Origin of the sequence: Rahnella sp. PD4, from assembly GCF_049199325.1 — a bacterium.
Taxonomy (GTDB): domain Bacteria; phylum Pseudomonadota; class Gammaproteobacteria; order Enterobacterales; family Enterobacteriaceae; genus Rahnella; species Rahnella perminowiae.
Genome location: NZ_JBLZQF010000012.1, coordinates 77429 through 100922, shown reverse-complemented (window position 1 = coordinate 100922; position 23494 = coordinate 77429). Strand labels below are relative to the sequence as shown.

At 52.3% G+C, this 23494-nt stretch carries 20 protein-coding genes, 4 tRNA genes and 1 other RNA gene; 21 read left to right on the top strand and 4 right to left on the bottom strand.

Annotation, left to right across the window (positions count from 1 at the left end):
* The first annotated feature begins 37 nt into the window (after positions 1 to 37).
* From wzzE to ACOZIO_RS22285, 15 genes are all read left to right on the top strand, one after another.
* Positions 38 to 1090 carry an ECA polysaccharide chain length modulation protein gene (gene wzzE, locus ACOZIO_RS22355; protein ID WP_258452783.1) on the top strand — a complete coding sequence of 351 codons (1053 nt, stop codon included), beginning with the start codon at positions 38 to 40 and terminating at the stop codon, positions 1088 to 1090.
* The gene (gene wecB / locus ACOZIO_RS22350) at positions 1087 to 2217 is read left to right on the top strand and encodes a non-hydrolyzing UDP-N-acetylglucosamine 2-epimerase (RefSeq protein WP_129955220.1); all 1131 of its coding nucleotides are present in this window, start codon (positions 1087 to 1089) and stop codon (positions 2215 to 2217) included. The genes wzzE and wecB overlap by 4 nt, the downstream gene beginning before the upstream one ends.
* Positions 2214 to 3476 (top strand): UDP-N-acetyl-D-mannosamine dehydrogenase, encoded by a 1263-nt coding sequence (gene wecC / locus ACOZIO_RS22345; protein WP_217137707.1) that lies wholly within the window; start codon positions 2214 to 2216, stop codon positions 3474 to 3476. Before wecB ends, wecC begins: the two co-directional genes overlap by 4 nt.
* Complete coding sequence (gene rffC / locus ACOZIO_RS22340) at positions 3467 to 4177, top strand: dTDP-4-amino-4,6-dideoxy-D-galactose acyltransferase (RefSeq protein WP_129992141.1); 711 nt, start codon at positions 3467 to 3469, stop codon at positions 4175 to 4177. The genes wecC and rffC overlap by 10 nt, the downstream gene beginning before the upstream one ends.
* 4 nt (positions 4178 to 4181) lie before the next feature.
* The gene (gene rffA / locus ACOZIO_RS22335; RefSeq protein WP_129955217.1) at positions 4182 to 5312 is read left to right on the top strand and encodes a dTDP-4-amino-4,6-dideoxygalactose transaminase; all 1131 of its coding nucleotides are present in this window, start codon (positions 4182 to 4184) and stop codon (positions 5310 to 5312) included.
* 1 nt (position 5313) lies between these two features.
* Positions 5314 to 6564, top strand: a complete 1251-nt coding sequence (gene wzxE, locus ACOZIO_RS22330) for a lipid III flippase WzxE (protein WP_217220840.1) — start codon at positions 5314 to 5316, stop codon at positions 6562 to 6564.
* Positions 6561 to 7643, top strand: coding sequence for a TDP-N-acetylfucosamine:lipid II N-acetylfucosaminyltransferase (locus tag ACOZIO_RS22325; RefSeq protein ID WP_129955215.1), 1083 nt, complete (start codon positions 6561 to 6563; stop codon positions 7641 to 7643). The genes wzxE and ACOZIO_RS22325 overlap by 4 nt, the downstream gene beginning before the upstream one ends.
* On the top strand, positions 7640 to 9019 hold the full coding sequence (gene wzyE / locus ACOZIO_RS22320; RefSeq protein ID WP_217220837.1) for an ECA oligosaccharide polymerase: 1380 nt from the start codon (positions 7640 to 7642) through the stop codon (positions 9017 to 9019). Before ACOZIO_RS22325 ends, wzyE begins: the two co-directional genes overlap by 4 nt.
* A complete protein-coding gene (gene wecG / locus ACOZIO_RS22315; protein ID WP_129992146.1) occupies positions 9003 to 9743 on the top strand; it encodes a lipopolysaccharide N-acetylmannosaminouronosyltransferase in 741 nt (246 codons plus the stop codon). Before wzyE ends, wecG begins: the two co-directional genes overlap by 17 nt.
* Positions 9744 to 9984: 241 nt before the next feature.
* Complete coding sequence (thrP, locus tag ACOZIO_RS22310; protein WP_129955212.1) at positions 9985 to 11379, top strand: bifunctional threonine/serine APC transporter ThrP; 1395 nt, start codon at positions 9985 to 9987, stop codon at positions 11377 to 11379.
* Positions 11380 to 11522: 143 nt separating this feature from the next.
* Positions 11523 to 11599: transfer RNA gene (locus ACOZIO_RS22305), tRNA-Arg, on the top strand.
* 65 nt (positions 11600 to 11664) lie between these two features.
* Positions 11665 to 11740, top strand: a tRNA-His gene (locus ACOZIO_RS22300).
* A 29-nt stretch (positions 11741 to 11769) separates the two neighbouring features.
* Positions 11770 to 11855, top strand: a tRNA-Leu gene (locus ACOZIO_RS22295).
* A gap of 59 nt (positions 11856 to 11914) precedes the next feature.
* A tRNA-Pro gene (locus tag ACOZIO_RS22290) sits at positions 11915 to 11991 on the top strand.
* Positions 11992 to 12027: 36 nt separating this feature from the next.
* Positions 12028 to 12156, top strand: a non-coding RNA gene (locus ACOZIO_RS22285) — RtT sRNA.
* Between the two features lie 723 nt (positions 12157 to 12879).
* On the opposite strand, the gene hemY is transcribed toward ACOZIO_RS22285, so the two are convergent.
* From hemY to hemC, 4 genes are read right to left on the bottom strand one after another with little or no spacing between them, the layout of a single operon-like run.
* On the bottom strand, positions 12880 to 14076 hold the full coding sequence (hemY, locus tag ACOZIO_RS22280; RefSeq protein ID WP_421595730.1) for a protoheme IX biogenesis protein HemY: 1197 nt from the start codon (positions 14074 to 14076) through the stop codon (positions 12880 to 12882).
* Between the two features lie 3 nt (positions 14077 to 14079).
* Complete coding sequence (gene hemX, locus ACOZIO_RS22275) at positions 14080 to 15231, bottom strand: uroporphyrinogen-III C-methyltransferase (RefSeq protein WP_129955210.1); 1152 nt, start codon at positions 15229 to 15231, stop codon at positions 14080 to 14082.
* A gap of 13 nt (positions 15232 to 15244) precedes the next feature.
* Positions 15245 to 15994, bottom strand: coding sequence for a uroporphyrinogen-III synthase (gene hemD / locus ACOZIO_RS22270; protein ID WP_129955209.1), 750 nt, complete (start codon positions 15992 to 15994; stop codon positions 15245 to 15247).
* Positions 15991 to 16932, bottom strand: coding sequence for a hydroxymethylbilane synthase (gene hemC / locus ACOZIO_RS22265; protein WP_129955208.1), 942 nt, complete (start codon positions 16930 to 16932; stop codon positions 15991 to 15993). Before hemC ends, hemD begins: the two co-directional genes overlap by 4 nt.
* 330 nt (positions 16933 to 17262) lie before the next feature.
* On the opposite strand from hemC, the gene ACOZIO_RS22260 reads away from it, so the two are divergent.
* From ACOZIO_RS22260 to yigB, 6 genes are all read left to right on the top strand, one after another.
* A complete protein-coding gene (locus ACOZIO_RS22260; protein WP_129955207.1) occupies positions 17263 to 19821 on the top strand; it encodes a class I adenylate cyclase in 2559 nt (852 codons plus the stop codon).
* Between the two features lie 158 nt (positions 19822 to 19979).
* Positions 19980 to 20183 carry an LPS translocon maturation chaperone LptM gene (lptM, locus tag ACOZIO_RS22255; RefSeq protein WP_015699129.1) on the top strand — a complete coding sequence of 68 codons (204 nt, stop codon included), beginning with the start codon at positions 19980 to 19982 and terminating at the stop codon, positions 20181 to 20183.
* A gap of 94 nt (positions 20184 to 20277) precedes the next feature.
* On the top strand, positions 20278 to 21102 hold the full coding sequence (dapF, locus tag ACOZIO_RS22250; protein WP_129955206.1) for a diaminopimelate epimerase: 825 nt from the start codon (positions 20278 to 20280) through the stop codon (positions 21100 to 21102).
* Complete coding sequence (locus tag ACOZIO_RS22245) at positions 21099 to 21803, top strand: DUF484 domain-containing protein (RefSeq protein ID WP_129955205.1); 705 nt, start codon at positions 21099 to 21101, stop codon at positions 21801 to 21803. The genes dapF and ACOZIO_RS22245 overlap by 4 nt, the downstream gene beginning before the upstream one ends.
* Positions 21800 to 22711 carry a tyrosine recombinase XerC gene (gene xerC / locus ACOZIO_RS22240; protein ID WP_129955204.1) on the top strand — a complete coding sequence of 304 codons (912 nt, stop codon included), beginning with the start codon at positions 21800 to 21802 and terminating at the stop codon, positions 22709 to 22711. Before ACOZIO_RS22245 ends, xerC begins: the two co-directional genes overlap by 4 nt.
* The gene (gene yigB, locus ACOZIO_RS22235; protein WP_217157786.1) at positions 22711 to 23427 is read left to right on the top strand and encodes a 5-amino-6-(5-phospho-D-ribitylamino)uracil phosphatase YigB; all 717 of its coding nucleotides are present in this window, start codon (positions 22711 to 22713) and stop codon (positions 23425 to 23427) included. Before xerC ends, yigB begins: the two co-directional genes overlap by 1 nt.
* The last annotated feature ends 67 nt before the right edge of the window (positions 23428 to 23494 follow it).

The following is a 23494-nucleotide window of genomic DNA, read 5'->3' as shown; positions in this document are numbered from 1 at the left end:
TTTAAGCAAGGGCTTACTGGCTGTGGATAAACCAGAAATGATGAGAAACCAGAACGAACGCGCCATCGAGAATGAACTTGATATCCGCGGGCTGTGCTGCACTTTATGGAAAGGAAAATTCTGGATTGCAGGTCTGGCGATACTCTTTGCCTTAGTCGCCCTGGGGTCGTCTTACCTCATGAAACAGGAATGGAGTTCGACGGCAATCACGGATCGGCCTACGGTCAACAATCTTTCGTCCTATTTCTCTCAGGCACAGTTTCTGCGTAATTTAGATATGCGTAATGTGCCGCAGTCAGACGCCAACCGCCCACCCATTTCTGATGAAGCCTACAACGAGTTTGTCATGCAACTTGCGGCTTATGACACCCGCCGGGATTTCTGGCTGCATAACCCTTATTACCAGCAACGTCAGGAAAATGATGCGCGTGCTGATGCGGTTCTGCTGGATGAAATGATCAATGACATCCAGTTTACTGCCCGTGATGCACCGAAAGTGCCGAACGATATGGTGAAACTCACGGCGGAAAATGCCGCTGATGCGAACAAACTTTTACGTCAGTATGTCGATTTCGCCAGCCAGCGTGCGGCACAACATCTCTATGATGAGCTGGAAGGCGCGTGGGCGGCACGAACGCAGTCAATGAAAGCGCAGGTCAAGCGTCAGGAAGAGGTTGCCCAGACTGTTTTCAAGCGCACCACGCATAATACTGAGCAGGCACTGAAGATTGCTCAGCAGCAAAACATTAATAAAAGTGTGACCGATACGCCCGCAGAAGAATTGCCGGATTCCGATATGTTCCTGCTGGGTGTGCCTATGCTCAAGGCTCGTCTGGAATTACTGCAAGCCTCCGGTCCGGGGTATGATCTGGATTACGATCAGAACCGTGCGATGCTGTCGACGCTGAACGTCGGGCCAACGCTTACGGCAAAATTCCAGACTTATCGCTATCTGAGAACGCCTGAAGAACCTGTAAAACGTGACAGCCCTCGTCGGGCATTATTGATGATTATGTGGGGCATTGTCGGTGGTTTAATCGGGGCTGGCGTTGCCCTGACCCGCCGTAAAAATAAGAGAAACACATTGTGAAAGTGTTGACGATTTTCGGCACGCGTCCGGAGGCCATCAAAATGGCTCCTCTGGTGCTTGCTTTGTCGCAGGATGCGGCCTTTGAATCAAAAGTGTGTGTGACGGCTCAACACCGTGAAATGCTCGATCAGGTATTGCGCCTCTTTGACATCACCCCTGATTATGATCTCAACATTATGAAGCCAGGGCAGGGACTGACAGAAATTACCAGTCGGATCCTGACCGGCCTTAAGCCGGTTCTGGATGAGTTCAAGCCTGACATAGTGCTGGTGCACGGTGATACCACCACCACTTTATCCGCCAGCCTTGCCGCGTTTTATCACCAGATCCCCGTCGGGCATGTTGAAGCAGGTCTGCGTACCGGGGATTTATCGTCCCCGTGGCCGGAAGAGGGCAATCGCCTGCTAACAGGTCATCTGGCGAAATGGCACTTTGCACCCACCGAGAATGCCAGTGTCAATTTGCAGCGGGAAAACATCGGCGCAGAGAGCATTTTTGTCACCGGGAATACGGTGATTGATGCCCTGCTCTGGGTACGTGACCGCTTTAACAGCGATGTCTCGCTGGCACAACAGTTGGCGAATAACTACCCGTTTTTGGATGCCAACAAAAAGCTGATTTTAGTGACGGGCCACCGTCGTGAAAGCTTTGGCAAAGGCTTTGAACGGATTTGCTCGGCCCTGGCGGAAATTGCATGCCAGCACCCTGAAGTACAAATTGTGTATCCGGTGCATCTCAATCCTAACGTCAGCGAGCCGGTGAATCGCATTCTGCAAAGCATCGACAATATCGTACTGATCGACCCTCAGGATTACCTGCCATTCGTTTATCTGATGGATAAAGCTTATCTGATCCTGACCGACTCCGGCGGGGTGCAGGAAGAAGCGCCTTCACTGGGCAAGCCTGTGCTGGTGATGCGTGAAACCACAGAACGTCCGGAAGCGGTTGATGCCGGAACAGTCCGGCTGGTGGGCACCGATCCCGCTAAAATAGTCGAGGAAGTGAACCGTCTGCTAAACGATGAAAACGAATACAACAGCATGAGCCGGGCACACAATCCTTACGGCGACGGGCATGCCTGCCGCCATATTCTTGACGCATTGAAAAATCATTGGGTACCACAATGAGTTTTAACATTATCTCTGTCATCGGACTCGGTTACATCGGTCTGCCAACCGCTGCCGCTTTCGCCTCACGCCAAAAAAAAGTGGTGGGCGTCGATATTAATCAGCATGCCGTGGATACGATTAACCGTGGTGCGATCCATATTGTTGAACCCGATCTTGATCTTCTGGTCAGGCAGGCCGTTGATGCGGGATTGTTGCGGGCAGTGACTAAACCGGAACCTGCAGATGCTTTCCTGATTGCAGTTCCGACGCCGTTTAAGGGCGATCATTTACCGGATATGAAATTCGTTGAATCTGCCGCACGTTCTCTGGCGCCGGTTCTGAAAAAAGGCGATCTGATCATTCTGGAATCTACGTCACCGGTGGGGGCGACAGAGCAAATGGCCGTCTGGCTGGCGGAAGCCCGTCCTGATCTGAGCTTTCCTCAGCAAGCCGGTGAGCAATCCGATATCAACATTGCTTACTGCCCGGAACGCGTGCTGCCAGGACAGGTGATGGTTGAGCTGATCAAAAATGACCGTGTCATTGGCGGCATGACGTCAGTTTGTTCACAGCGTGCCAGCGATTTATATAACATTTTCCTTGAAGGCGAATGTGTTACCACCCATTCCCGTACCGCCGAAATGTGCAAGTTGACGGAAAACAGTTTCCGCGACGTAAATATTGCCTTTGCCAACGAGCTGTCGCTGATTTGCGATGCTCAGGGCATTAACGTCTGGGAGCTGATCAGTCTGGCGAACCGTCATCCACGGGTGAATATCCTGCAGCCGGGTCCGGGCGTAGGCGGACATTGTATTGCAGTCGACCCGTGGTTCATTGTTGCGCAAAACCCGGCGCTGGCCAGAATCATCCGCACAGCGCGCGAAGTGAATGACAGCAAACCGCACTGGGTCGTGGATCGTGTAAAAGCGGCACTGGCAGATTGCCTGACTACCACGGGCAAACGTGCAGCCGACGTCAAGATTGCCTGCTTTGGCCTGGCGTTTAAACCCAATATTGATGATCTCCGCGAAAGCCCGGCAGTGGAAGTGACACACCTGATTGCCGACTGGCACGCCGGAAAAACGTGGGCGGTCGAGCCTAATGTGCATCAGCTACCGGCTTCTCTCGCGGATAAAGTGACGTTAGAAAGCCTGGATCGCGCACTGGCTGAAGCCGATCTGTTGGTGATGTTAGTCGATCACCAACCGTTCAAAGCGATCCCTGGCAGTCAGATCCGGCAGTCATGGATTGTGGATACTAAAGGCGTATGGCGATAAATAATCCTTTGCACGGCAATATCGAACCGCTCGGATGGGAGAGTCATTTCTTCCAGCTTAACAGTGCGCGTCTGACACCGGATGCCTCTGCGGGTGAAATCACGCCGCAGAAGCTTGAACAATATGCACTGGTGCAGGCCAAAGTAGAGGCAGATCAAACGCACACGCTGGACGCCCTGTCTGCGTTGGGTTTCCGACTGGCAGAAGGTGAAACGGACTTTTGCGTGACGGTCACGCCGCAGGATATGGCGTTGCCAGCAGGGCGTCTGGCTTTGCCGCAAGATATCGCTGATGTGGCGATTATTGCCAGCCAGACGTTTCGTTTCAGCCGTTTTCGCGCACCCTGGTATCAGCCTGATGACAGCGCCCGTTTCTACGCAATGTGGGCAGAAAAGGCGGTACTGGGCACGTTTGATCACCTTTGCCTGTGGGCAGACGATGCACAGGGTAACAGGCTGGGTTTTGTCACGTTGCGACGTCTTTCAGAAGATGAAGTTAGAATTGGCCTGCTGGCTGTCAGACCTGAATTCCAGGGGCAGGGAGCAGGTAAAAAGTTAATGGCGGCTGCGAAAAATTGGTGTGCCGGACAGGGTGTATCGCGACTGTATGTCGCCACGCAAACCGGTAATATCGCGGCCTTAAATCTTTATCTCGCCAGCGGTGGCAAAGTCATGCGCTCGGCGTACTGGTTGTACAGGTGAAACGATGATCCCTTTTAATGCGCCACCGATTGTGGGTACTGAAATTGATTACATGCGCGAGGCCATGGACAGCGGCAAACTGTGCGGTGACGGCGGGTTTACCCTGCGCTGCCAGAAATGGTTTGAACAGCGTTTTAACTGTCCGAAGGTTTTGCTGACGCCGTCCTGTACGGCATCGCTGGAAATGGCCGCGTTGCTGCTGGATATTCAGCCCGGTGACGAAGTGATTATGCCAAGCTTTACGTTTGTTTCGACCGCCAATGCATTCGTTTTACGCGGCGCGAAAATCGTGTTTGTGGATATCCGCCCGGATACCATGAATATTGATGAAACCCTGATTGAAGCTGCGATCACTGAAAAAACGAAAGTGATTGTCCCAGTGCATTACGCGGGTGTGGCCTGTGAAATGGATACCATCATGGCGATCGCCGAAAAACATCATCTGTTTGTGGTGGAAGATGCCGCACAGGGCGTGATGTCAGCTTACAAAGGCAAAGCACTGGGCACCCTTGGTCATATCGGATGTTTCAGTTTCCACGAAACCAAGAATTACACGGCGGGCGGTGAAGGTGGTGCAACGCTGATTAACGATCCGGCCCTGATTGATCGTGCCGAGATTATCCGTGAAAAAGGCACTAACCGCAGCCAGTTCTTCCGCGGTCAGGTGGATAAATATACCTGGCGGGACATTGGTTCCAGCTATCTGATGTCCGATTTGCAGGCCGCGTATCTGTGGGGGAATCTGGATTCAGCTGAAAAGATCAACCAGCGCCGTCTGGCAATCTGGAATCAGTATTACGAAGCATTGCAGGATCTGGCCGACGCAGGCCGCGTTCAGTTGCCTTCAGTTCCACAAGACTGTGTGCAAAATGCTCATATGTTCTATGTGCGTCTGAGTGATATCGACGACCGTGATGCCTTTATTCGTCACATGAAAGCGGCAGATATTCTCACCGTATTCCATTATATCCCGCTGCATGCCTGTCCGGCGGGCGAAGATTTTGGTCGTTTCGCTGGCGTCGATCGTTTCACGACAAAAGAGAGTGAGCGTCTGGTGCGCCTGCCCCTGTTCTACAACATGACCGATGATACGCAGCGTGCGGTGATTACGGCCATGCTGCAATATTTCGCCTGATATGTCGCTGGCAAAAGCATCAGTCTGGACCGCCGGTTCTACGCTGATTAAAATTGGTGCCGGGTTGCTGGTGGTGAAATTGCTGGCCGTGACGTTCGGCCCTGACGGCGTAGGGCAGGCAGGGAATTTCCGCCAGCTCGTGACCGTACTTGGTGTGCTGTCCGGTGCCGGTATTTTCAATGGTATTACTAAATACGTTGCCGAACATCATCAGGATCCTGAGCGGCTTAAAGCTGTACTCGGTACGTCCTCTTCGCTGATTTTGGGTTTCTCGACGCTGCTGGCCGCCATCTTTTTGCTGGCTGCCGGCCCTGTCAGTGTCGGGTTGTTCGGACACGACCGCTATCAGGCCGTTGTGCGGGCCGTGGCATTTATCCAGATGGGCATTGCTTATGCCAACTATTTTCAGGCCATCCTGAAAGGTTATCGTGATGCGACGGGTAACGCGCTGGCTGTAATGGGTGGCAGTCTGATTGGCTTGCTGGCCTATCTCTTGTGTTTCAAACTGGGCGGTTATGAAGGCGCGCTGGCCGGGCTGGCACTGGTGCCAGCGCTGGTCGTTGTGCCTGCGGGCGGTATGTTGTGGCGGCGAAAATCCTTTCCGCTGGCCTACTTAAAGCCGGGCTGGGACCGCTTTATCGCCAGCCATTTGGGAAAGTTTACCCTGATGGCACTGATCACATCTGTCACGTTGCCGGTGGCGTATGTGATGATGCGAAACCTGCTGGCGGAGCATTACAGCTGGAAAGATGTGGGGATCTGGCAGGGCGTCAGCAGTATTTCTGATGCCTATTTGCAGTTTATCACCGCCTCTTTCAGCGTTTATTTATTGCCGACGCTATCGCGCATGACGGATAAACGCGATATTACGCGTGAAATCGTTAAGTCATTAAAATTTGTTCTGCCCGCCGTAGCGGCCGTCAGTTTTACTGTCTGGCTGTTGCGTGATTTTGCTATCTGGTTACTGTTTTCAAAACAATTTATCGCGATGCGCGATTTGTTCGCCTGGCAGTTAGTGGGTGACGTACTGAAAGTCGGCTCTTATGTTTTTGGCTATCTGGTGATTGCGAGAGCCTCTCTGCGTTTTTACGTGCTGACTGAAATCAGCCAGTTTGCGTTACTGACGGGTTTTTCACATTGGTTGATCCCGATACGGGGTTCTCTTGGCGCCGCGCAAGCGTATATGGCGACGTATGTCGTCTATTTCGCCCTGTGCTGTACCGTATTTGTTATTTATCGTAGACGAGCATGACAACGCTGATTCACGTTTTGGGATCTGACATTCCCCACCATAATGTCACCGTGCTGCGCTTTTTTAATGATGTTCTGGCCGAATGCGCGCCTGAAAAGCTGATTTATCATTTTATGGTGGCGGCAGCAGATGCATCAGCATTTGCTGAATTCGCACGTCTGGATATTCGGGTTTATCCGGACAAAAAATCGCTGGCCGACGCGGTGATTTCCCGGGCACAGGATCGTACACATCACTTTTTCTTCCATGGCCAGTTCAACCCGACGCTTTGGCTGGCGCTGCTGACCGGCAAAATTAAATCTCAGCAGGCCAGCTGGCACATCTGGGGCGCAGATCTTTATGAATCGACAGGTGGTCTGAAATTCCGCCTGTTTTATTTTTTAAGGCGTCTGGCTCAGGGACGTATCGGCCATGTTTTCGCTACCCGCGGCGATCTGATTCATTTCCATCAGAGACATCCGCGCGTGCCGTCCTCATTATTGTATTTCCCGACGCGTATGGATCCGGCGCTGACGCTTTCAGCCGGGCAGCCTGAACCTGCAGAGCCGATGACCGTGCTGGTCGGCAATTCCGGCGATCGCAGTAACCGACATACTGAAGCGCTGCGTTCGTTGCATCAACAGTTTGGTGCCGGTATCCGGGTGATTATTCCTATGGGCTATCCGGCCAACAATGACGCCTATATCGAGCAGGTTCGCCGCGAGGCGCTCAAACTTTTTGCGCCCGGGAATGTTGAGCTGATGACCGGTTCGATGCCTTTTGCACAATATCTCGACGTGCTGCGTGGTTGCTCGCTGGGGTATTTTATTTTTGACCGCCAGCAGGGTATCGGGACGCAATGTTTGCTGATTCAGTTCGGCGTGCCGTTTGTGGTCAGCCGTCAGAATCCGTTCTGGCAGGATCTGGCAGAACAAAATCTGCCGGTATTGTTTTACGGTGACGCACTTGATACCCGAACTGTGGCCGAAGCGCGGCGCCAGTTGCTGACTACGGACCGGAAGAATATCGCATTCTTCAGCCCGAATTACATCGCCGGCTGGCAACAGGCGTTACTGCTGGCGGCAGGAGAAACATCATGACAATGGCACAGCTTGGCGGCCTGTCTGTCGTTTATGCGTTCTCGCTGTTGTTCATTTTGACGCTGACCTACAAAGAATTTCGCCGTGTGCGTTTTAACTTCAACGTCCTGTTTTCGCTGTTGTATCTACTGACGTTCTATTTCGGTTTTCCGCTGACCTGTCTGCTGGTTTTCCAGTTTGATGTCAACGTCGTACCGGTTGAAAACCTGTTACAGGCGATGCTGGCCGCAACCTGTTTTTACGGTATTTATTATGTCAGTTATAAAACGCGGTTGAGGGCAAAACGTGATGGCCCGTCCCGTACACTGTTTACGATGAACCGTGTCGAAACCCATCTGACCTGGTTTTTACTGGCACTTATCGCCGTGGTAACCGTGTCCATCTTCTTTACGCATAACGGATTTTTGCTGTTTAAGCTCAAATCGTACAGCCAGATTTTTTCCAGTGATGTGTCCGGGGTTGCGCTTAAACGCTTCTTTTACTTCTTCCTGCCAGCGATGCTGGTGGTGTTCTTCCTCAAACCCAATCCGCAGCGCTGGCTGTTTTTCCTGGTCAGTACCGTCGCATTTGGTTTACTCACGTATATTATTGTTGGCGGGACACGCGCGAATATCATTATCGCGTTCGCACTGTTTTTGTTTATCGGCATCGTACGCGGCTGGATTAGTTTGTGGATGCTGGCGGTGGCGGGCGTACTGGGCATTGTCGGTATGTTCTGGCTGGCGCTGAAACGTTACGGGCTGAATGTCAGCGGCCCTGAGGCGTTTTATACCTTCCTGTACCTGACGCGTGATACGTTCTCGCCATGGGAAAATCTGGGACTGTTGCTGCAAAATTACGACAAAATTAGTTTTCAGGGACTGGCACCGATTATTCGTGATTTCTACGTCTTTATCCCCAGCTGGCTATGGCATGACCGTCCGGGTGTGGTGCTCAACACCGCCAACTATTTCACCTGGGATGTGCTCGGTAACCATTCCGGTCTGGCCATTTCGCCAACGCTGATTGGCTCGCTGGTTGTGATGGGCGGCGTGTGGTTTATCCCGCTGGGTGCGGTGGCGGTTGGGATGATCATTAAATGGTTCGACTGGCTTTATGAAAAAGGCAAAGCGGAGACCAACATTTATAAAGCGGCCATTCTGCAAAGTTTTTGCTTTGGTGCCGTATTCAATATGATCGTACTTGCCCGCGAAGGCGTGGATTCCTTTTTCTCACGGGTGGTGTTTTTCTGTGTCGTATTCGCAACTTGTCTGGTTGTCGCAAAATTATTGTACTGGATGTTTGACGCCGCCGGGCTGATACGAGCCAGGATGCCGGTCAGAAAAAACCTCATGGAGCCTTTGGTAGTAAGGAAGATGGATGAATTTGGAGAATAACGTCCCGCAATATGATATTCGCGGGATCCGCCTTTGGGGCTTTCGCAATATGGCGCATTTTCTTGATTATCTTTTTGCCGGTCATCAGGTGAAAAAAGGTTCGCTGGTGGCGATAAATGCAGAGAAAGTGCTGACGGTCGAAAGCAACCCTGAAATGCGTACGCTGATCGACCATGCGGAGTTTAAATACCCCGACGGGATCAGCATTGTGCGCGCTATACGGCGTAAATATCCGCAGTCACGCGTCTCGCGTATTGCAGGGGCTGACCTCTGGGAAGGATTGATGGAGCGCGCAGGGCGTGAAGGAACACCGGTCTTTCTGATCGGCGGTAAACCGGAAGTCCTGATGCAGACGGAAGAAAAATTGCGATTGCTGTGGAACGTCAATATTGTTGGCAGCCAGAATGGGTATTTTGTGCCTGAACAGCGCGAAGCATTGTTTGAAAAGGTAAAAAGCAGCGGAGCATCTATCGTGACCGTGGCGATGGGGTCACCAAAGCAGGAAATCCTGATGCGTGACTGCCGTCGTGTGCATCCAGATGCGCTTTACATGGGCATCGGTGGGACCTATGACGTCTTTACCGGGCATGTTAAACGTGCCCCTAAAATCTGGCAAAATCTGGGGCTGGAATGGCTCTACCGGCTGATTTTACAGCCCAGCCGTTTGCGTCGTCAGCTCAAACTGCTCAAATTTATCCGTTACTACTATACCGGTCGTCTGTAATATTTGCGCCGTGGCTGATCTTCAGCGCGGCGTTTTACCTCTCATTTCACTCTACCCTTTACTGTCGTTTGCACCCTGACATGTCTACCTGTGCGGATCTTTCTCAATTGTGGTTTGCAACTCATCCTGAAATGCGGAACCATAACGCCGTTTTTCCGCCCTGTACGGGCATCATCACCCATAAAAATAACATTCCGGTCATTCCGGAAGGCAAACACAATTACAGAGAAACTGAGGAATTATGGCGAATCAAGAAGAAAAGGGTGGGCTACACCGGGGGCTTGAAGCGAGGCACATAGAGCTGATAGCGCTGGGCGGCACTATCGGCGTAGGATTATTTATGGGCGCAGCCAGTACCCTGAAATGGGCCGGGCCTTCAGTGTTGCTGGCCTATATTCTGGCGGGCGTGTTCGTCTTCTTTATCATGCGCTCAATGGGTGAAATGCTGCATCTGGAGCCCGTTGCCGGTTCGTTCGCCGTCTATGCCCATAAATATCTTGGACCATACTATGGCTACCTGACCGCCTGGAGTTACTGGTTTATGTGGATAGCGGTGGGGATTTCTGAAATCACCGCGATTGGTGTATACGCCCAATACTGGTTCCCGGATTTACCACAGTGGATCCCCGCGCTGATCGCGGTGGCGATTGTGGCCTCTGCTAACCTTGCTGCGGTGAAACTGTATGGTGAAATGGAGTTCTGGTTTGCGCTGATCAAAATTACCACCATCATTGTGATGATCGTGGTCGGGCTGGCGGTGATTTTCTTCGGATTCGGCAATCATGGCGAAGCTATCGGTTTTGGCAACCTGACGGCACACGGCGGCTTCTTTGCGGGTGGCTGGAAAGGTTTCCTGTTTGCGCTGTGTATTGTTGTAGCGTCCTATCAGGGCGTGGAACTGGTGGGTATTACTGCCGGTGAAGCGAAGAATCCGCAGGTTACGCTTAAACGTGCCATCAATAACATTTTGTGGCGTATCCTGATTTTCTACGTCGGCGCAATTTTCGTCATCATCACCATTTTCCCGTGGAACGAAATGGGCACCCACGGCAGCCCGTTCGTTCTGACATTTGCGAAGATTGGTATTGCTTCGGCTGCAGGCATTATTAACTTTGTCGTGCTGACGGCAGCATTGTCCGGCTGTAACAGCGGTATGTACAGTTGCGGACGTATGCTTTATGCGCTGTCTGAGAATCGCCAGTTGCCTGCGTTTCTGAGCAATGTCTCGAAAAGTGGTGTGCCGGTTTACGGTATTGCGATCACTATTTTGTGTCTGCTGGTCGGTTCGTGCCTGAACTACATCATTCCGAATCCTGAGAAAGTATTCGTGTATGTCTACAGTGCCAGCGTACTGCCGGGTATGGTGCCATGGTTTGTGGTATTGATCAGCCAGTTACGTTTCCGTGACGCGCACAAAGAGAAACTGAAAAACCATCCGTTTAAGTCGGTTCTCTTCCCTTATACCAACTACCTGACGCTGATATTCCTGGCATGTGTGCTGGTCGGTATGGCAATTAACCCGGATACGCGGGTTTCTTTACTGGTAGGGGGTATTTTTATTGCGGCAGTCTCGCTGATATACTTCGGCCTCGGCATGCATAAGCGTGCCGCGCTGACGGCAGAAAAAGTAAAATAACGTCGTAAGTCACGGGTGGGGAAGGCAAGATGCTTACTTTTACTGCGTATTGGATAAAGCGTAATCAAACGCAATATTTCTGATAAAAAGCACTAGACAGCCAGGCGTTAAAACCGTAGTATCCCCACCCGCAACGGCGCTAAGCGCCCGTAGCTCAGCTGGATAGAGCGCTGCCCTCCGGAGGCAGAGGTCTCAGGTTCGAATCCTGTCGGGCGCACCATTTAGTATGCGCTAGAGTTGCGGTGGAATGTTGAAGTCAGGCAGTTCACGTTAGTTAGAGATATGGTGGCTATAGCTCAGTTGGTAGAGCCCTGGATTGTGATTCCAGTTGTCGTGGGTTCGAGTCCCATTAGCCACCCCACTCTAAAAATGGTTTTGTGATTGTGACATGCGATGGTGGCGGAATTGGTAGACGCGCTAGCTTCAGGTGTTAGTGTCCTTCGGATGTGAGGGTTCGAGTCCCTCCCTTCGCACCACACACAAAATACATTTAAATGATGCAGTTAGCATCAGAAAGTAGTAAGATGCACGACATCGGCGAGTAGCGCAGCTTGGTAGCGCAACTGGTTTGGGACCAGTGGGTCGGAGGTTCGAATCCTCTCTCGCCGACCATATTTGAAGAACCTGCTTTTTTAAAGCAGGTTTTTTTTCGTCCGGAGTTTATGAGGATGAGAACCTCCGAAGGAGGTTTGAGCCGAGCGAAGCGAGACCACGTTGCTTTAGCAACGGCCCGCAGGGCAAGCATCGCAGATGCGCGTAATCCTCTCTCGCCGACCATATTTGAAGAACCTGCTTTTTTAAAGCAGGTTTTTTTTCGTCCGTATAAAACCTTTTCCCCTCTCACTGCCTGTGTTGTTTATCTGCGACATACCCGCTTTCTTTTGTCTCAGACGGGAGACATTTATCTCCTTGAAAATAATGGATTAACTTCTCAGCCTGCACAGTTGTCGTTTGCAGGCGACGGTTCACCGGCAAAGGGGGAAAGGAAACGTGGCAGTTAAAAATTATTGTTCACACGCCGTAAAATAAATGTTTTTAAAATCAAATAGATAAAATTTTTTTAATCAGGTATTGCCATGCTGGCACGCGTCCTGCAATATTCCCGCCGTAGATGCTCATTCCACCCATTATGTTTGCTCCGGCTTCATAAACCTGGGAATGATGCAGAGCCAATTTACAGTGCCTATTGTCATCCTGACCGATAACGCGCAAGCGCTATCATCCAGAAGGCAAAACGTTGAGTGAGGCACTACATCTGTTGTCCTGGACCTGATTGTTTTTATACACCTGCATAAACGGCAGGTGTTTTTTTTTGCCCATACCCGTCATCCTTTGAGCTGCAGATACGCTGGTCGCTCTTCGTCACCCGTATCACTGACTTATGTCAGCTCATCGGTATCCCTGCGTTTGCCGCCTTTCTGCAACTCAAATCATTTAGGGTATAAGGATTGATGACATAAAAAAGGCTCCCGAAGGAGCCTTTTTTATTCTGAGAACCCGTTACGGTTGTTGTGAATTATTCAGCGTCAGCATCAATCCTTCACGACGCATCTCAGCGGCTTCTGCCGGTTTATGCAGCTTATCCAGCGCATCAGCCAGCCACGCATAATCATACGCGTCAGGGCGTTGTTTCAGTGCCTCACGGAAGGCCTCACTCGCCTGCTGCCATTCGCCATGCTTCATCAGCAACTGACCGAGCGTGCTGCTCAGTAGCGGTGTGGTGCCGTTTTGCTTAATGAGCTGACGCAGGGTTTTTTCGAGTTGCTCAGGATTACCCGAACGCAGCTTCGGCATCAGCGCGACCAGCCGGTCGTCATACTGGTGTTTCAGCCCGTCGAGGATCACTTCCTGCGCCAGATCCTGATCATTGCATTCAATCAGATGCGTCGCCATCGCGACCTGTAAGGCCACTTCATGACGGGTTTTACGGCTCTGATCTTTCCACCAGCGCTTCAGGCCTTCGCTGCCTTCTTCAGCCATCAGCTGATTCATCATGCCGACATAAGCCTGCTCCTGAAGCATACGGATTTCACCGTCAGTATGAATATCGGCTTTCGCCATCGACGGTAAAATCTCCAGCAGAGAACCATAAGCGCCAGTCAGAAGATAAGCCTGCTCTGCCAGGCGTAACACTTCCGGATGGCGTGGCGACTGGCCCAGCAAACGGTCAACGCCGTGGCGTGCTGCGTGAACTTCGCCTCTGGCCAGCTGGATACGTACGCGGGTGATATCGACCGGCATCTGGTCGGTATCGGCGATTTCCGCTGCACGCTCCAGATATTGATTGGTGCGGATATCGTCGCCGCGCTGTTGCGCCGCTTCCGCCGCCAGTAAATAGTTCACTACCGGTTGTTCGGCGTGATCGGCATGACGGGCCAGCAATTTCTCCATCTGACGGTGATCGCCTTCCGCCAGTTTGAGCATCGCTGCCTGAGTTTGCTTGCGCGCTTTAGAGCTTTTGCGCCCGGCAAACCAGCCGCGGGTACGTGCACCGGTACGCAGAACGCGGCGCAGGATCCATTCAATCAGGAACAGCACCAGAATCAGTACGATCAGCATGATGACCAAACCGGTGACGCTGGTTTCGATGTTGTAATTGTCGGTCTGGATCAGGACATAACCCTGATGGCCGGCCAGGATCGGGCCGACGATAATCCCGGCAAACACAATCAGGAATAACACGAAAACTCGTAACATGTGTTATTCCCCCTGTGTGGCGGCGGCGGGCTGCTGAAGCAGGTTACGCACGCGGGTCTGCATCAGTTTTTCCAGCATCGGCTGGCTTTTCAGCTCATCCGGCACGTCCATCGAAACAGATTGCTGGCTGAGATTGTCCAGTTCTTCCAGGAACGCTTTGGTCGAAGGATCTGAAGTATCGAAGTAAGCGCGAACCCAGGTCGAGACGCTTTCCAGTGACTGTTTGTACACTTCGTCCTGATGGCGCGGCACGGCCTGCGCGGCAATCAGCAGACGCGAGCGGATGTTCTCGCGCAAATACACGTCCTGATTCGGTGCCAGAAGCGGTTCAGCACTGCTATCACGGCGGCGAATCGTGATGAAGTCATCCATAAAGTTGTGCCAGCTTTTGGTCAGATTCTGACGCCATTCGGTCAGTGAGCCGGACAAACTGGAACTGTCGTTGTCCATCGGAGAGTCGTCAGTATCATTGTCCGCCAGACGCAGGTTATCTACCTGATTCGACAGCTGATTCAGTTTGAGAATGATGCCATCAAAATCGACCTGTGCAACGGCAGAAAGGCTACCCACGTCTTCATTCAGCGCACGGCGCACCTCAATCAGGCTTGGATCGTTCATGTCCGCCAGGCTGGCATCGGCGCTTTTCAGCAGTGCGGCGGCGGTGGTGACATCCTGATCACTCCACAATTTGCGCCCAGCGAGTTTCACCAGATAATCGGCCTGCGCCAGTAACCAGGTCTTAGCATCGCTGCCGGAAATGCTGGCAACCTTATCTTGTAATTCATTCAACTGGCGACCAAACGAAGCCTGCTGGCGGTCGGCCTCTTGCCGGGTCTTTTGCTGCTGTGTGAGCAGATCAGCAATTTGCTGTTTGTCCTGCTGCTGGGTTTTTTGCAGCGCATCGAGTTGTTCAGAAAGCGCTTCGTCTGAGGCGGCCTGCGCCAGTGATTGCTGGTGGCCGTGATAATAGAGACCGGCACCCAGTACTATAACCAGTACAATGGCGATAGCGCCCAGTACCGGCGCTGTACGTTGCTTTTTGCGCAACGTTTTCAATTCCTGTTCCCGGTCGGAAGCGTCTGGCTGGGGGCTCTCAACCGCTGGGGAGATAACAACATTCTCATCCGGCGCGGAAGGATTTTTTTGTTCCGTCATTTTGGCACATCCCTTAGTCAGGTAGTTGTAATGCGCGGATCAGCGCATCATTGTCTGCATTTCCGGCAACCCGAATTGCGCTCCAGCCAAGCTGGCGTGCGAGGGCTGCCAAACGCTCACTGACCACCACCAGATTACAGTGCAGTAACCATGAATGTCGGTAGTAATCAGGAACTAATTGGTAAAGCTGTTGCAGCATTTCTCCGCTGGTCACAACCAGCGTATCAATTCCGGCACGTTGCCAGAGCGCGCTCTGTTCACTGCCATCGTAGAAAACCGGGCTGCGCTGATAACATTCGCAGTAAGTCACGTGGACACCGCGTTCAGTCAGAGTTTCAGCTAACAATTCCCGTCCGCCATTACCGCGCAGTATCAGTGCTTTTTTACCTTGTATGCGTTGCAATGCCGGAAGATTCAATAACATCTCGCTGGTTTCGCCATCCTGGGGATAGAGAACCGGCAGGCTGCTGACCCGATGGAAAATCAGGCCCGTAGTACGGCCAATAGCAAAATAATTCACGGTGTCCGGCCAGTTCGTGGCGGACTGACGCAAGATACGGTCAGCGTAACTGACGGCATGTTGCGAGAGCACAAACACCAGATCTTGCTGATTTAATGAGGATAGCAGGTTCGGGAGCGATGCGAGCTGGTTCCCCGGTGCAAAATCAATCAGCGGGGAATGGAAGGCAACCCGTCCCATTGCGCGCAGCCGGCTGACCAGTGCTTCTCCTGCCGGAGAGGGGCGGGTGACCAGAATGGTCATTTAGGCGCGTTCCCCTGATACACCTCATGCAGAATTTCGCGCGCGCCGTTGGCGAGCAATTCTTCTGCCAGGTCGATACCCATGCTGTGTGCTTGAGCGGCCGGACCGCGACGTTCGCCGCACACCATCTGGCTGCCGTCCGGTGCGCCGACCAAAGCACGAAGCCAGAGTTCGTCACCTTTCAGCTCGGCATAGCTGCCGATGGGAACCTGACATCCGCCTTCAAGACGCATATTCATTGCCCGTTCAGCCTGTACACGTACTGTCGTTTCGTGGTGCGCCAGGGGGGCCAGCAAGTCGCGGGTGGTTTGATCGTCAAGGCGGCATTCAATGCCGACGGCACCTTGTCCTACAGCGGGCAGGCATTCTTCCGGTGTCAGTGCGTAAGTGATGCGGTTTTCCAGACCCAGGCGTTTCAGGCCCGCGACAGCCAGAATAATGGCATCATATTCACCGTTATCGAGTTTGGATAAGCGGGTGCCTACATTGCCGCGCAGATCACGGATCACCAGATCCGGACGTTTCTGACGCAGCTGGCACTGACGCCGCAGGCTTGATGTGCCGACGATACTGCCTTGCGGTAAATCGGTCAGACTGGCGTAGTGATTAGAGACGAAAGCATCGCGCGGATCTTCGCGTTCACAAATAGTGACCAGTCCCAGGCCCTCGGGGAATTCTACCGGGACGTCTTTCATGGAATGCACGGCGATATCCGCACGGCCATCAAGCATCGCCAGTTCAAGTTCTTTGACGAACAAACCTTTGCCGCCGACCTTAGCCAGCGGGGTATCTAAAATGATATCGCCCTTGGTCACCATGGGAACCAGTTCCACCTGCAAACCGGGGTGACAGGCCATCAGCTGGCTTTGAACATATTGTGCCTGCCACAAAGCCAGCGGGCTCTGACGGGTGGCAATTCGAATGATTTTGTCTAACATGTTTGTTACCGTTTAACTGTCTCTGTGACCATCCTACCACTGACAATAGAAAGCTGTCAGCGTAAGAAGCCATTCGTAAAAGAAGGTTAACGGACGTTGAAGAGATTTGTTCCGTTTCGGAACAGGCGATAAAATACAGAGAAGCGGAAGCGTAATTGTGGTGCGTTACTTTCTTTACGGTCAAACAGCAAGGTGTTAAATTGATCACGTTTCCAGCAATTATTCGTCAACTATTTGCACGGCTGCGATCGGGCAAAGTATAAGCATCACGATAAATGACGGATTTGGAACGGGGTTCTTTCCAGACACTGTATAATCAGGCGAAACGTCTTGTACCTCTACATCGAGACATTGAAGCAAAGACTGGATGCGATCAATCAGTTACGGGTGGATCGCGCACTGGCAGCCATGGGTCCTGCGTTTCAACAGGTCTATCAGCTGCTTCCTGTCTTTCTACATCAACATCATCCTCTGATGCCAGGATACCTTGAAGGTAAGGTTCCGCATGGTATCTGTATTTTCACGCCTGATGAATCCCAACAAACCTACCTGACTGACCTTGAAGATAAATGGGGCAGCGCTTTTGAACCTCTGGTGAAAGGTGAATTGCCAATCACGGGTGTGTACTCCATGGGCAGTACTTCTTCCATCGGTCAGAGCCAAAGTTCTGATCTCGATATCTGGGTCTGCCATCAGTCATGGCTCGATAATGAAGAGCGCAACCGCCTACAGCAAAAATGCAGCCTGTTAGAAAAATGGGCCGCCTCGCTGGGTGTGGAAGTCAGCTTTTTCCTGATCGACGAAAACCGCTTCCGCCATAATGAAAGCGGCAGCCTGGGGGGTGAGGACTGCGGTTCAACACAGCACATCTTATTGCTCGACGAATTCTACCGTACCGCCGTCCGTCTGGCCGGTAAGCGTATTCTGTGGAATATGGTGCCGGGCGAAGAAGAAGCGCATTACGACGAATACGTGCTTTCGCTTTATGCACAGGGCGTACTGACGCCCAACGAATGGCTCGATCTCGGTGGCCTCAGTACGCTGTCGGCAGAAGAGTATTTCGGCGCGAGCCTTTGGCAATTGTATAAAAGTATCGATTCTCCTTATAAAGCGGTACTCAAAACGTTGCTGCTGGAAACCTATTCCTGGGAATACCCTAAAACGCAGCTCCTGGCGATGGATATTAAACAACGCCTGCATCAGGGCGAGATCGTCTGCTTCGGGCTTGATTCCTATTGTATGATGCTCGACCGCGTGACCCGTTATCTCACTCAGATTGAAGATTTCACCCGCCTTGATTTAGTCCGCCGTTGTTTCTATTTAAAAGTCTGTGAAAAACTCTCCCGTGCGCGGGCGTCGGTAGGCTGGCGTCGTGAAATACTCAGCCAGCTGGTAACGGAATGGGGATGGGATGAAGAACGTCTGGCCATTCTGGATAACCGGGCGAACTGGAAAATCGAGCGCGTGCGCGAAGCGCATAACGAACTGCTTGATGCCATGATGCAAAGCTATCGCAACCTGATCCGCTTTGCCCGTCGCAACAATTTAAGCGTCAGTGCCAGCCCGCAGGATATCGGCGTGCTGACCCGTAAATTGTACGCCGCATTTGAAGCGCTGCCGGGTAAAGTCACGCTGGTGAATCCGCAAATTTCGCCTGACTTGTCAGAAGGTGATTTAACCTTTATTCATGTGCCGATTGGCCGTGCGAACCGCACCGGCTGGTATCTGTATAACCAGTCACCGTCGATGGAATCTATTGTCAGCCATCAGCCGCTCGAATATAACCGCTATCTGAATAAACTGGTGGCGTGGGCCTATTTCAATGGTCTGCTGACCTCCACCACGCGCCTGCACATTAAAAGTGGCAGCTTGTGTGATATCGCTAAACTGCGCGAACTGGTGGCGGATGTTTCACACAGCTTCCCGTTGCGTCTGGCGGCACCGACGCCTAAAGCGTTGTACAGTCCGTGCGAAATTCGCCACTTAGCGATTATCGTGAATCTGGAACACGATCCGACCGCAGCGTTTCGCAATCAGGTGGTGCATTTTGATTTCCGTAAACTGGATGTCTTCAGTTTCGGGCAGAATCAGCAATGTATGGTTGGCAGTATTGACCTGCTTTATCGCAACTCATGGAATGAAGTGCGTACGCTGCATTTCAGCGGGGAACAGGCGGTTCTGGAAGCGCTGAAAACGATTCTGGGCAAAATGCATCAGGATGCCGCACCGCCGGAATCGGTGGAGGTGTTCTGTTACAGCCAGCATTTACGCGGTCTTATCCGTACGCGGATTCAGCAACTGGTATCGGAATGCATTGAGCTTCGCCTGTCGAGCAAACGACTTGAACCCGGGCGTTTCAAAGCCGTGCGTGTTGCCGGGCAAACCTGGGGATTGTTCTTTGAACGCCTCAGCGTTTCAGTGCAAAAGCTGGAGAATGCGATTGAATTCTATGGCGCGATTTCCAATAACAAACTGCACGGTTTGTCGGTGAAATTGCAGACCGATCAGGCGCATCTGCCGGCAGTGATTGACGGCTATGCCAGTGAAGGGATTATTCAGTTCTTCTTTGAAGACAGTTCGGACGACATCGGCTTTAATATCTATATTCTTGATGAATCCAACCGTGTTGAGGTTTATCACCATTGCGAAGGCAGCAAAGAGGATCTGGTGCGCGATGTCAGCCGGTTCTACTCGTCTTCCCATGACCGGTTTACCTACGGCTCAAGCTTTATTAACTTCAACCTGCCGCAGTTTTATCAGATTGTGTCACTTGATAATCGGATCCAGGTGATCCCTTTTCGCAGCAACGCTCTCTCTGCCGCCTGCGCCACATTGCCTGAAACCGACGCAGAACCTTCGCGTCTGAAGCAGCAATTTCAGTTGCATTAGAAAAGGTGTCCGTATCACGGACATGTGGCAGATTATCCGGCTGTACTTCGCTTTAAACCCTGAAAATGTGCCCGGGGGTTTTGTCGATTCCTGTTGCTTTTCATGATCCACCTGCGATTATAGAGAGCTTGGTCGCATGAATTACGGGCATTCATAAAATGAAAAACGCTTTACGCTGGTCTCTGGCCGCGACAATTCTCTTTTCTCTCTCCGGTTGCGGACTTAAAGGGCCGTTGTATTTCCCACCACCGGAAAAATCAGCCACGCAAAAAACCAGCAATGTTCCGGGCACGGCGAACGATGGTTCATCGCAGGAAAAAGGGGTATCACCCGAAAACCTCACGACGAATTCCAGAGATTAACCGGCAGATTGTCGGGGTTTCGCGCAATACTGCCGGAACCTCTCCTTAACGGATCATCGCGACTGGATTTGACCAGCGGTAAACGGAGTCAGTTATGCAGTTCTCCAAAATGCACGGCCTGGGTAACGACTTTATGGTCGTTGATGCCGTCACTCAAAATGTCTATTTTTCTCCTGAGTTGATCCGTCGTTTGTCAGACCGCCACCGTGGCGTAGGTTTTGACCAGTTACTGGTGGTGGAACCTCCTTACGATCCCGAATTAGATTTCCATTACCGCATCTTTAACGCAGATGGCAGCGAAGTCGCGCAGTGTGGCAATGGTGCGCGCTGTTTTGCCCGCTTTGTGCGCATCAAAGGTCTGACAAACAAACGCGATATCCGCGTCAGTACGCAGACCGGCCGTATGGTACTGACCGTCACGGAAGATGAAGAAGTGCAGGTCAACATGGGCGAGCCGGTTTTCGAGCCGCAGCAGGTCCCATTCCGTGCAGCGAAAGCGGAAAAAACCTATATTCTGCGTGCAGAAGAGCGCACAGTATTTTGCGGCGTGGTGTCGATGGGAAACCCGCACTGCGTGTTACAGGTTGATGACGTGCTGACAGCTGAAGTCGAGGTTCTCGGACCGATGCTGGAAAGCCATGAGCGTTTCCCCGAGCGCGTAAATGTCGGTTTCATGCAGATCCTCAGTCCGGAAAGCGTAAAATTGCGCGTGTACGAGCGGGGAGCCGGTGAAACACAGGCGTGCGGAAGCGGTGCCTGTGCCGCTGTGGCGGTCGGTATTCAGCAAGGTTTACTCGCAGAAGAAGTTCAGGTGGAACTGCCGGGAGGCAGCCTCGATATTCGCTGGAAAGGGCCGGGTCACCCGTTATATATGACCGGACCCGCCACTCATGTTTACGACGGATTTATTCATCTATGAACAATCTTGATGACCAGATTGAACCGGTGATAGCGCTCGACGACGACAGCGTGATGCAATATCTGCTGCAAAACCCGGATTTCTTTATTCGTAATGCGCGCAGCGTCGAGCAGATGCATGTACCGCATCCGGTGAAAGGCAGTATTTCGCTGGTTGAATGGCAACTCGGGCGTCAGCGTCATCAGATTGCGCAGCTTGAAGAAGAAATTACGTTGCTGATGGAACAGGCTTCGGTCAATGAATCATTGTTCGGGCGGATGATCGAACTCCAGGCCACGCTGGCGGCGGCCAGCAGTCTGCAGGATATGCTTAACCGTCTGCAGCGTTGGGCGCGCAGTCTGGGACTGGCAGGTGCCAATGTACGCTTGTTCAGCGAAGGCTGGCGCATCGGCGCGCCGTCTGATTTCACCCATCTTGCGGTAAGCCGCAGCGCGTTTGAATCCATGCGCATTCAGCGTCTGGGTGAAGCCCCGCATTATCTCGGCAGCCTGAACGGCCCGGAACTGTTGCTGTTATTGCCGCAGGCGAAAGCCGTGGGTTCTGTCGCGCTCTCGCTGATGGGTGAGCAGGGGGAACTGGGCGTGCTCATTTTCAGCAGTCGTGATCCTCAGCATTATCAGCCCGGCATGGGCACGGTCTTACTTGATCAGCTGGCTAAAATGTTACCTGGCCTGCTGGAACGCTGGATAGAACGGGTATGAATCACACCGAATCGCCTCTTTATCCTGCGGTCGAGGCGTTTCTGCGTTACCTGCACGTTGAACGTCAACTCAGCCCGCTTACGACCACCAATTACAGCCGCCAGTTAGAAGCTCTGATCGCCCTCTCCGGCGAGACAGGTATTTCTCACTGGCAGCAACTCGATGCGCCGAAAGTGCGGTTGTTACTGGCGCGCAGTAAACGTGCTGGTTTAGGGCCGTCCAGTCTGGCATTGCGTATGTCTTCGCTGCGCAGCTTTCTTGACTGGCTGGTGCGTCAGGGCGTATTAAGCGCCAATCCTGCCAAAGGCATTTCCACGCCGCGTTCTCCCAAGCATCTGCCCAAAAATCTTGATGTCGATGAAGTGAACAAATTGCTGGAAATCGATCTCAATGATCCGCTTTCCGTGCGTGACCGCGCGATGCTCGAAGTGATGTATGGTGGCGGGCTGCGTCTTTCGGAACTGGTGGGCATCGATTGCAAGCATATCGATATGGCCTCCGGTGAAGTGCGGGTGTTGGGTAAAGGGAGCAAAGAGCGCAAAGTGCCGATCGGGCGGACTGCCGTCACCTGGCTTGAACACTGGTTGAAACGCCGCGCAGAATTTAATCCGCAGGATGATGCGATGTTTTTATCGAGCAAAGGCTGCCGTATTTCTGCGCGTAATGTTCAGAAGCGTTTTGCCGAATGGGGCGTTAAACAGGGTGTTAACAGCCATATTCATCCGCATAAACTGCGTCACTCGTTTGCCACGCATGTGCTGGAATCCAGCGGCGATTTACGCGCGGTACAGGAACTGTTGGGGCACGCGAATCTGTCTACCACCCAAATCTATACCCACCTCGACTTTCAACATCTGGCGACGGTTTACGACGCCGCGCATCCCCGGGCAAAACGAGGAAAATCCTGATGAAGTTTTATCGTCCGCTGAAACGCATTGAAGCGATCACCTTCGATTTAGATGACACGCTGTATGATAATTACGACGTTATCCGCCGCACTGATGCCGAAACACTGAAATTCATGCAGGGTTACCACCCGGCACTGGCCGATATAGCACCGGATGCTGTCCGTCTGATGCGCGCAGAGTTACTGGCGCAGGACGCAGAAATTTATCATGATGTCACCGAATGGCGTCGTCAGGCTGTATTACTGGCGATGACCCGTGCAGGTCTGAGTCACAGTGAAGCTGAACAGGGCACCAAAGCCACCATGGAAACGTTCGCGAAATGGCGCAGCCGGATTTATGTTCCGCAGGAAAACCACGATGCACTGGCGGCGCTGGCTGAACGCTGGCCGCTGGTGGCTATCACCAACGGCAACGCTGACCCGACGGCATTTGGTCTGGCACAATATTTCCAGTTTACGCTGCGGGCGGGTGATCATGGCCGCGCAAAACCGTACGCCGACATGTATAAAAAAACGTCGATGAAGCTGGATATTCCGCTGGAAAACATCCTTCACGTCGGCGATGATCTGACGACAGACGTCGCAGGGTCGGTGCGTTGCGGTATGCAATCATGCTGGATTAATTTGCGCGAAGGCGACCTGATGCACATTAAAGATGCCCGTCTGTTACCGCATATTGAGATTTCGCAGTTGGCATCGCTGACAGCATTGCTATAATCCCTCCTTAAATTACTCTGTATAAATTCACAGTAGAAATGCATTCGCAGCGATAATATTCGTGTGA

What these genes read in the sequence shown, in the direction of transcription:
- wzxE (WP_217220840.1), top strand. Translation starts at nt 5,314, where the DNA reads ATGTCGCTGGCAAAAGCATCAGTCTGGACCGCCGGTTCTACGCTGATT.
- xerC (WP_129955204.1), top strand. Translation starts at nt 21,800, where the DNA reads ATGAATCACACCGAATCGCCTCTTTATCCTGCGGTCGAGGCGTTTCTG.
- dapF (WP_129955206.1), top strand. Translation starts at nt 20,278, where the DNA reads ATGCAGTTCTCCAAAATGCACGGCCTGGGTAACGACTTTATGGTCGTT.
- wecC (WP_217137707.1), top strand. Translation starts at nt 2,214, where the DNA reads ATGAGTTTTAACATTATCTCTGTCATCGGACTCGGTTACATCGGTCTG.
- thrP (WP_129955212.1), top strand. Translation starts at nt 9,985, where the DNA reads ATGGCGAATCAAGAAGAAAAGGGTGGGCTACACCGGGGGCTTGAAGCG.
- wecG (WP_129992146.1), top strand. Translation starts at nt 9,003, where the DNA reads ATGAATTTGGAGAATAACGTCCCGCAATATGATATTCGCGGGATCCGC.
- rffA (WP_129955217.1), top strand. Translation starts at nt 4,182, where the DNA reads ATGATCCCTTTTAATGCGCCACCGATTGTGGGTACTGAAATTGATTAC.
- ACOZIO_RS22325 (WP_129955215.1), top strand. Translation starts at nt 6,561, where the DNA reads ATGACAACGCTGATTCACGTTTTGGGATCTGACATTCCCCACCATAAT.
- hemC (WP_129955208.1), bottom strand. Translation starts at nt 16,932, where the DNA reads ATGTTAGACAAAATCATTCGAATTGCCACCCGTCAGAGCCCGCTGGCT.
- hemD (WP_129955209.1), bottom strand. Translation starts at nt 15,994, where the DNA reads ATGACCATTCTGGTCACCCGCCCCTCTCCGGCAGGAGAAGCACTGGTC.
- lptM (WP_015699129.1), top strand. Translation starts at nt 19,980, where the DNA reads ATGAAAAACGCTTTACGCTGGTCTCTGGCCGCGACAATTCTCTTTTCT.
- hemX (WP_129955210.1), bottom strand. Translation starts at nt 15,231, where the DNA reads ATGACGGAACAAAAAAATCCTTCCGCGCCGGATGAGAATGTTGTTATC.
- yigB (WP_217157786.1), top strand. Translation starts at nt 22,711, where the DNA reads ATGAAGTTTTATCGTCCGCTGAAACGCATTGAAGCGATCACCTTCGAT.
- wzzE (WP_258452783.1), top strand. Translation starts at nt 38, where the DNA reads ATGATGAGAAACCAGAACGAACGCGCCATCGAGAATGAACTTGATATC.
- hemY (WP_421595730.1), bottom strand. Translation starts at nt 14,076, where the DNA reads ATGTTACGAGTTTTCGTGTTATTCCTGATTGTGTTTGCCGGGATTATC.
- ACOZIO_RS22245 (WP_129955205.1), top strand. Translation starts at nt 21,099, where the DNA reads ATGAACAATCTTGATGACCAGATTGAACCGGTGATAGCGCTCGACGAC.
- wzyE (WP_217220837.1), top strand. Translation starts at nt 7,640, where the DNA reads ATGACAATGGCACAGCTTGGCGGCCTGTCTGTCGTTTATGCGTTCTCG.
- rffC (WP_129992141.1), top strand. Translation starts at nt 3,467, where the DNA reads ATGGCGATAAATAATCCTTTGCACGGCAATATCGAACCGCTCGGATGG.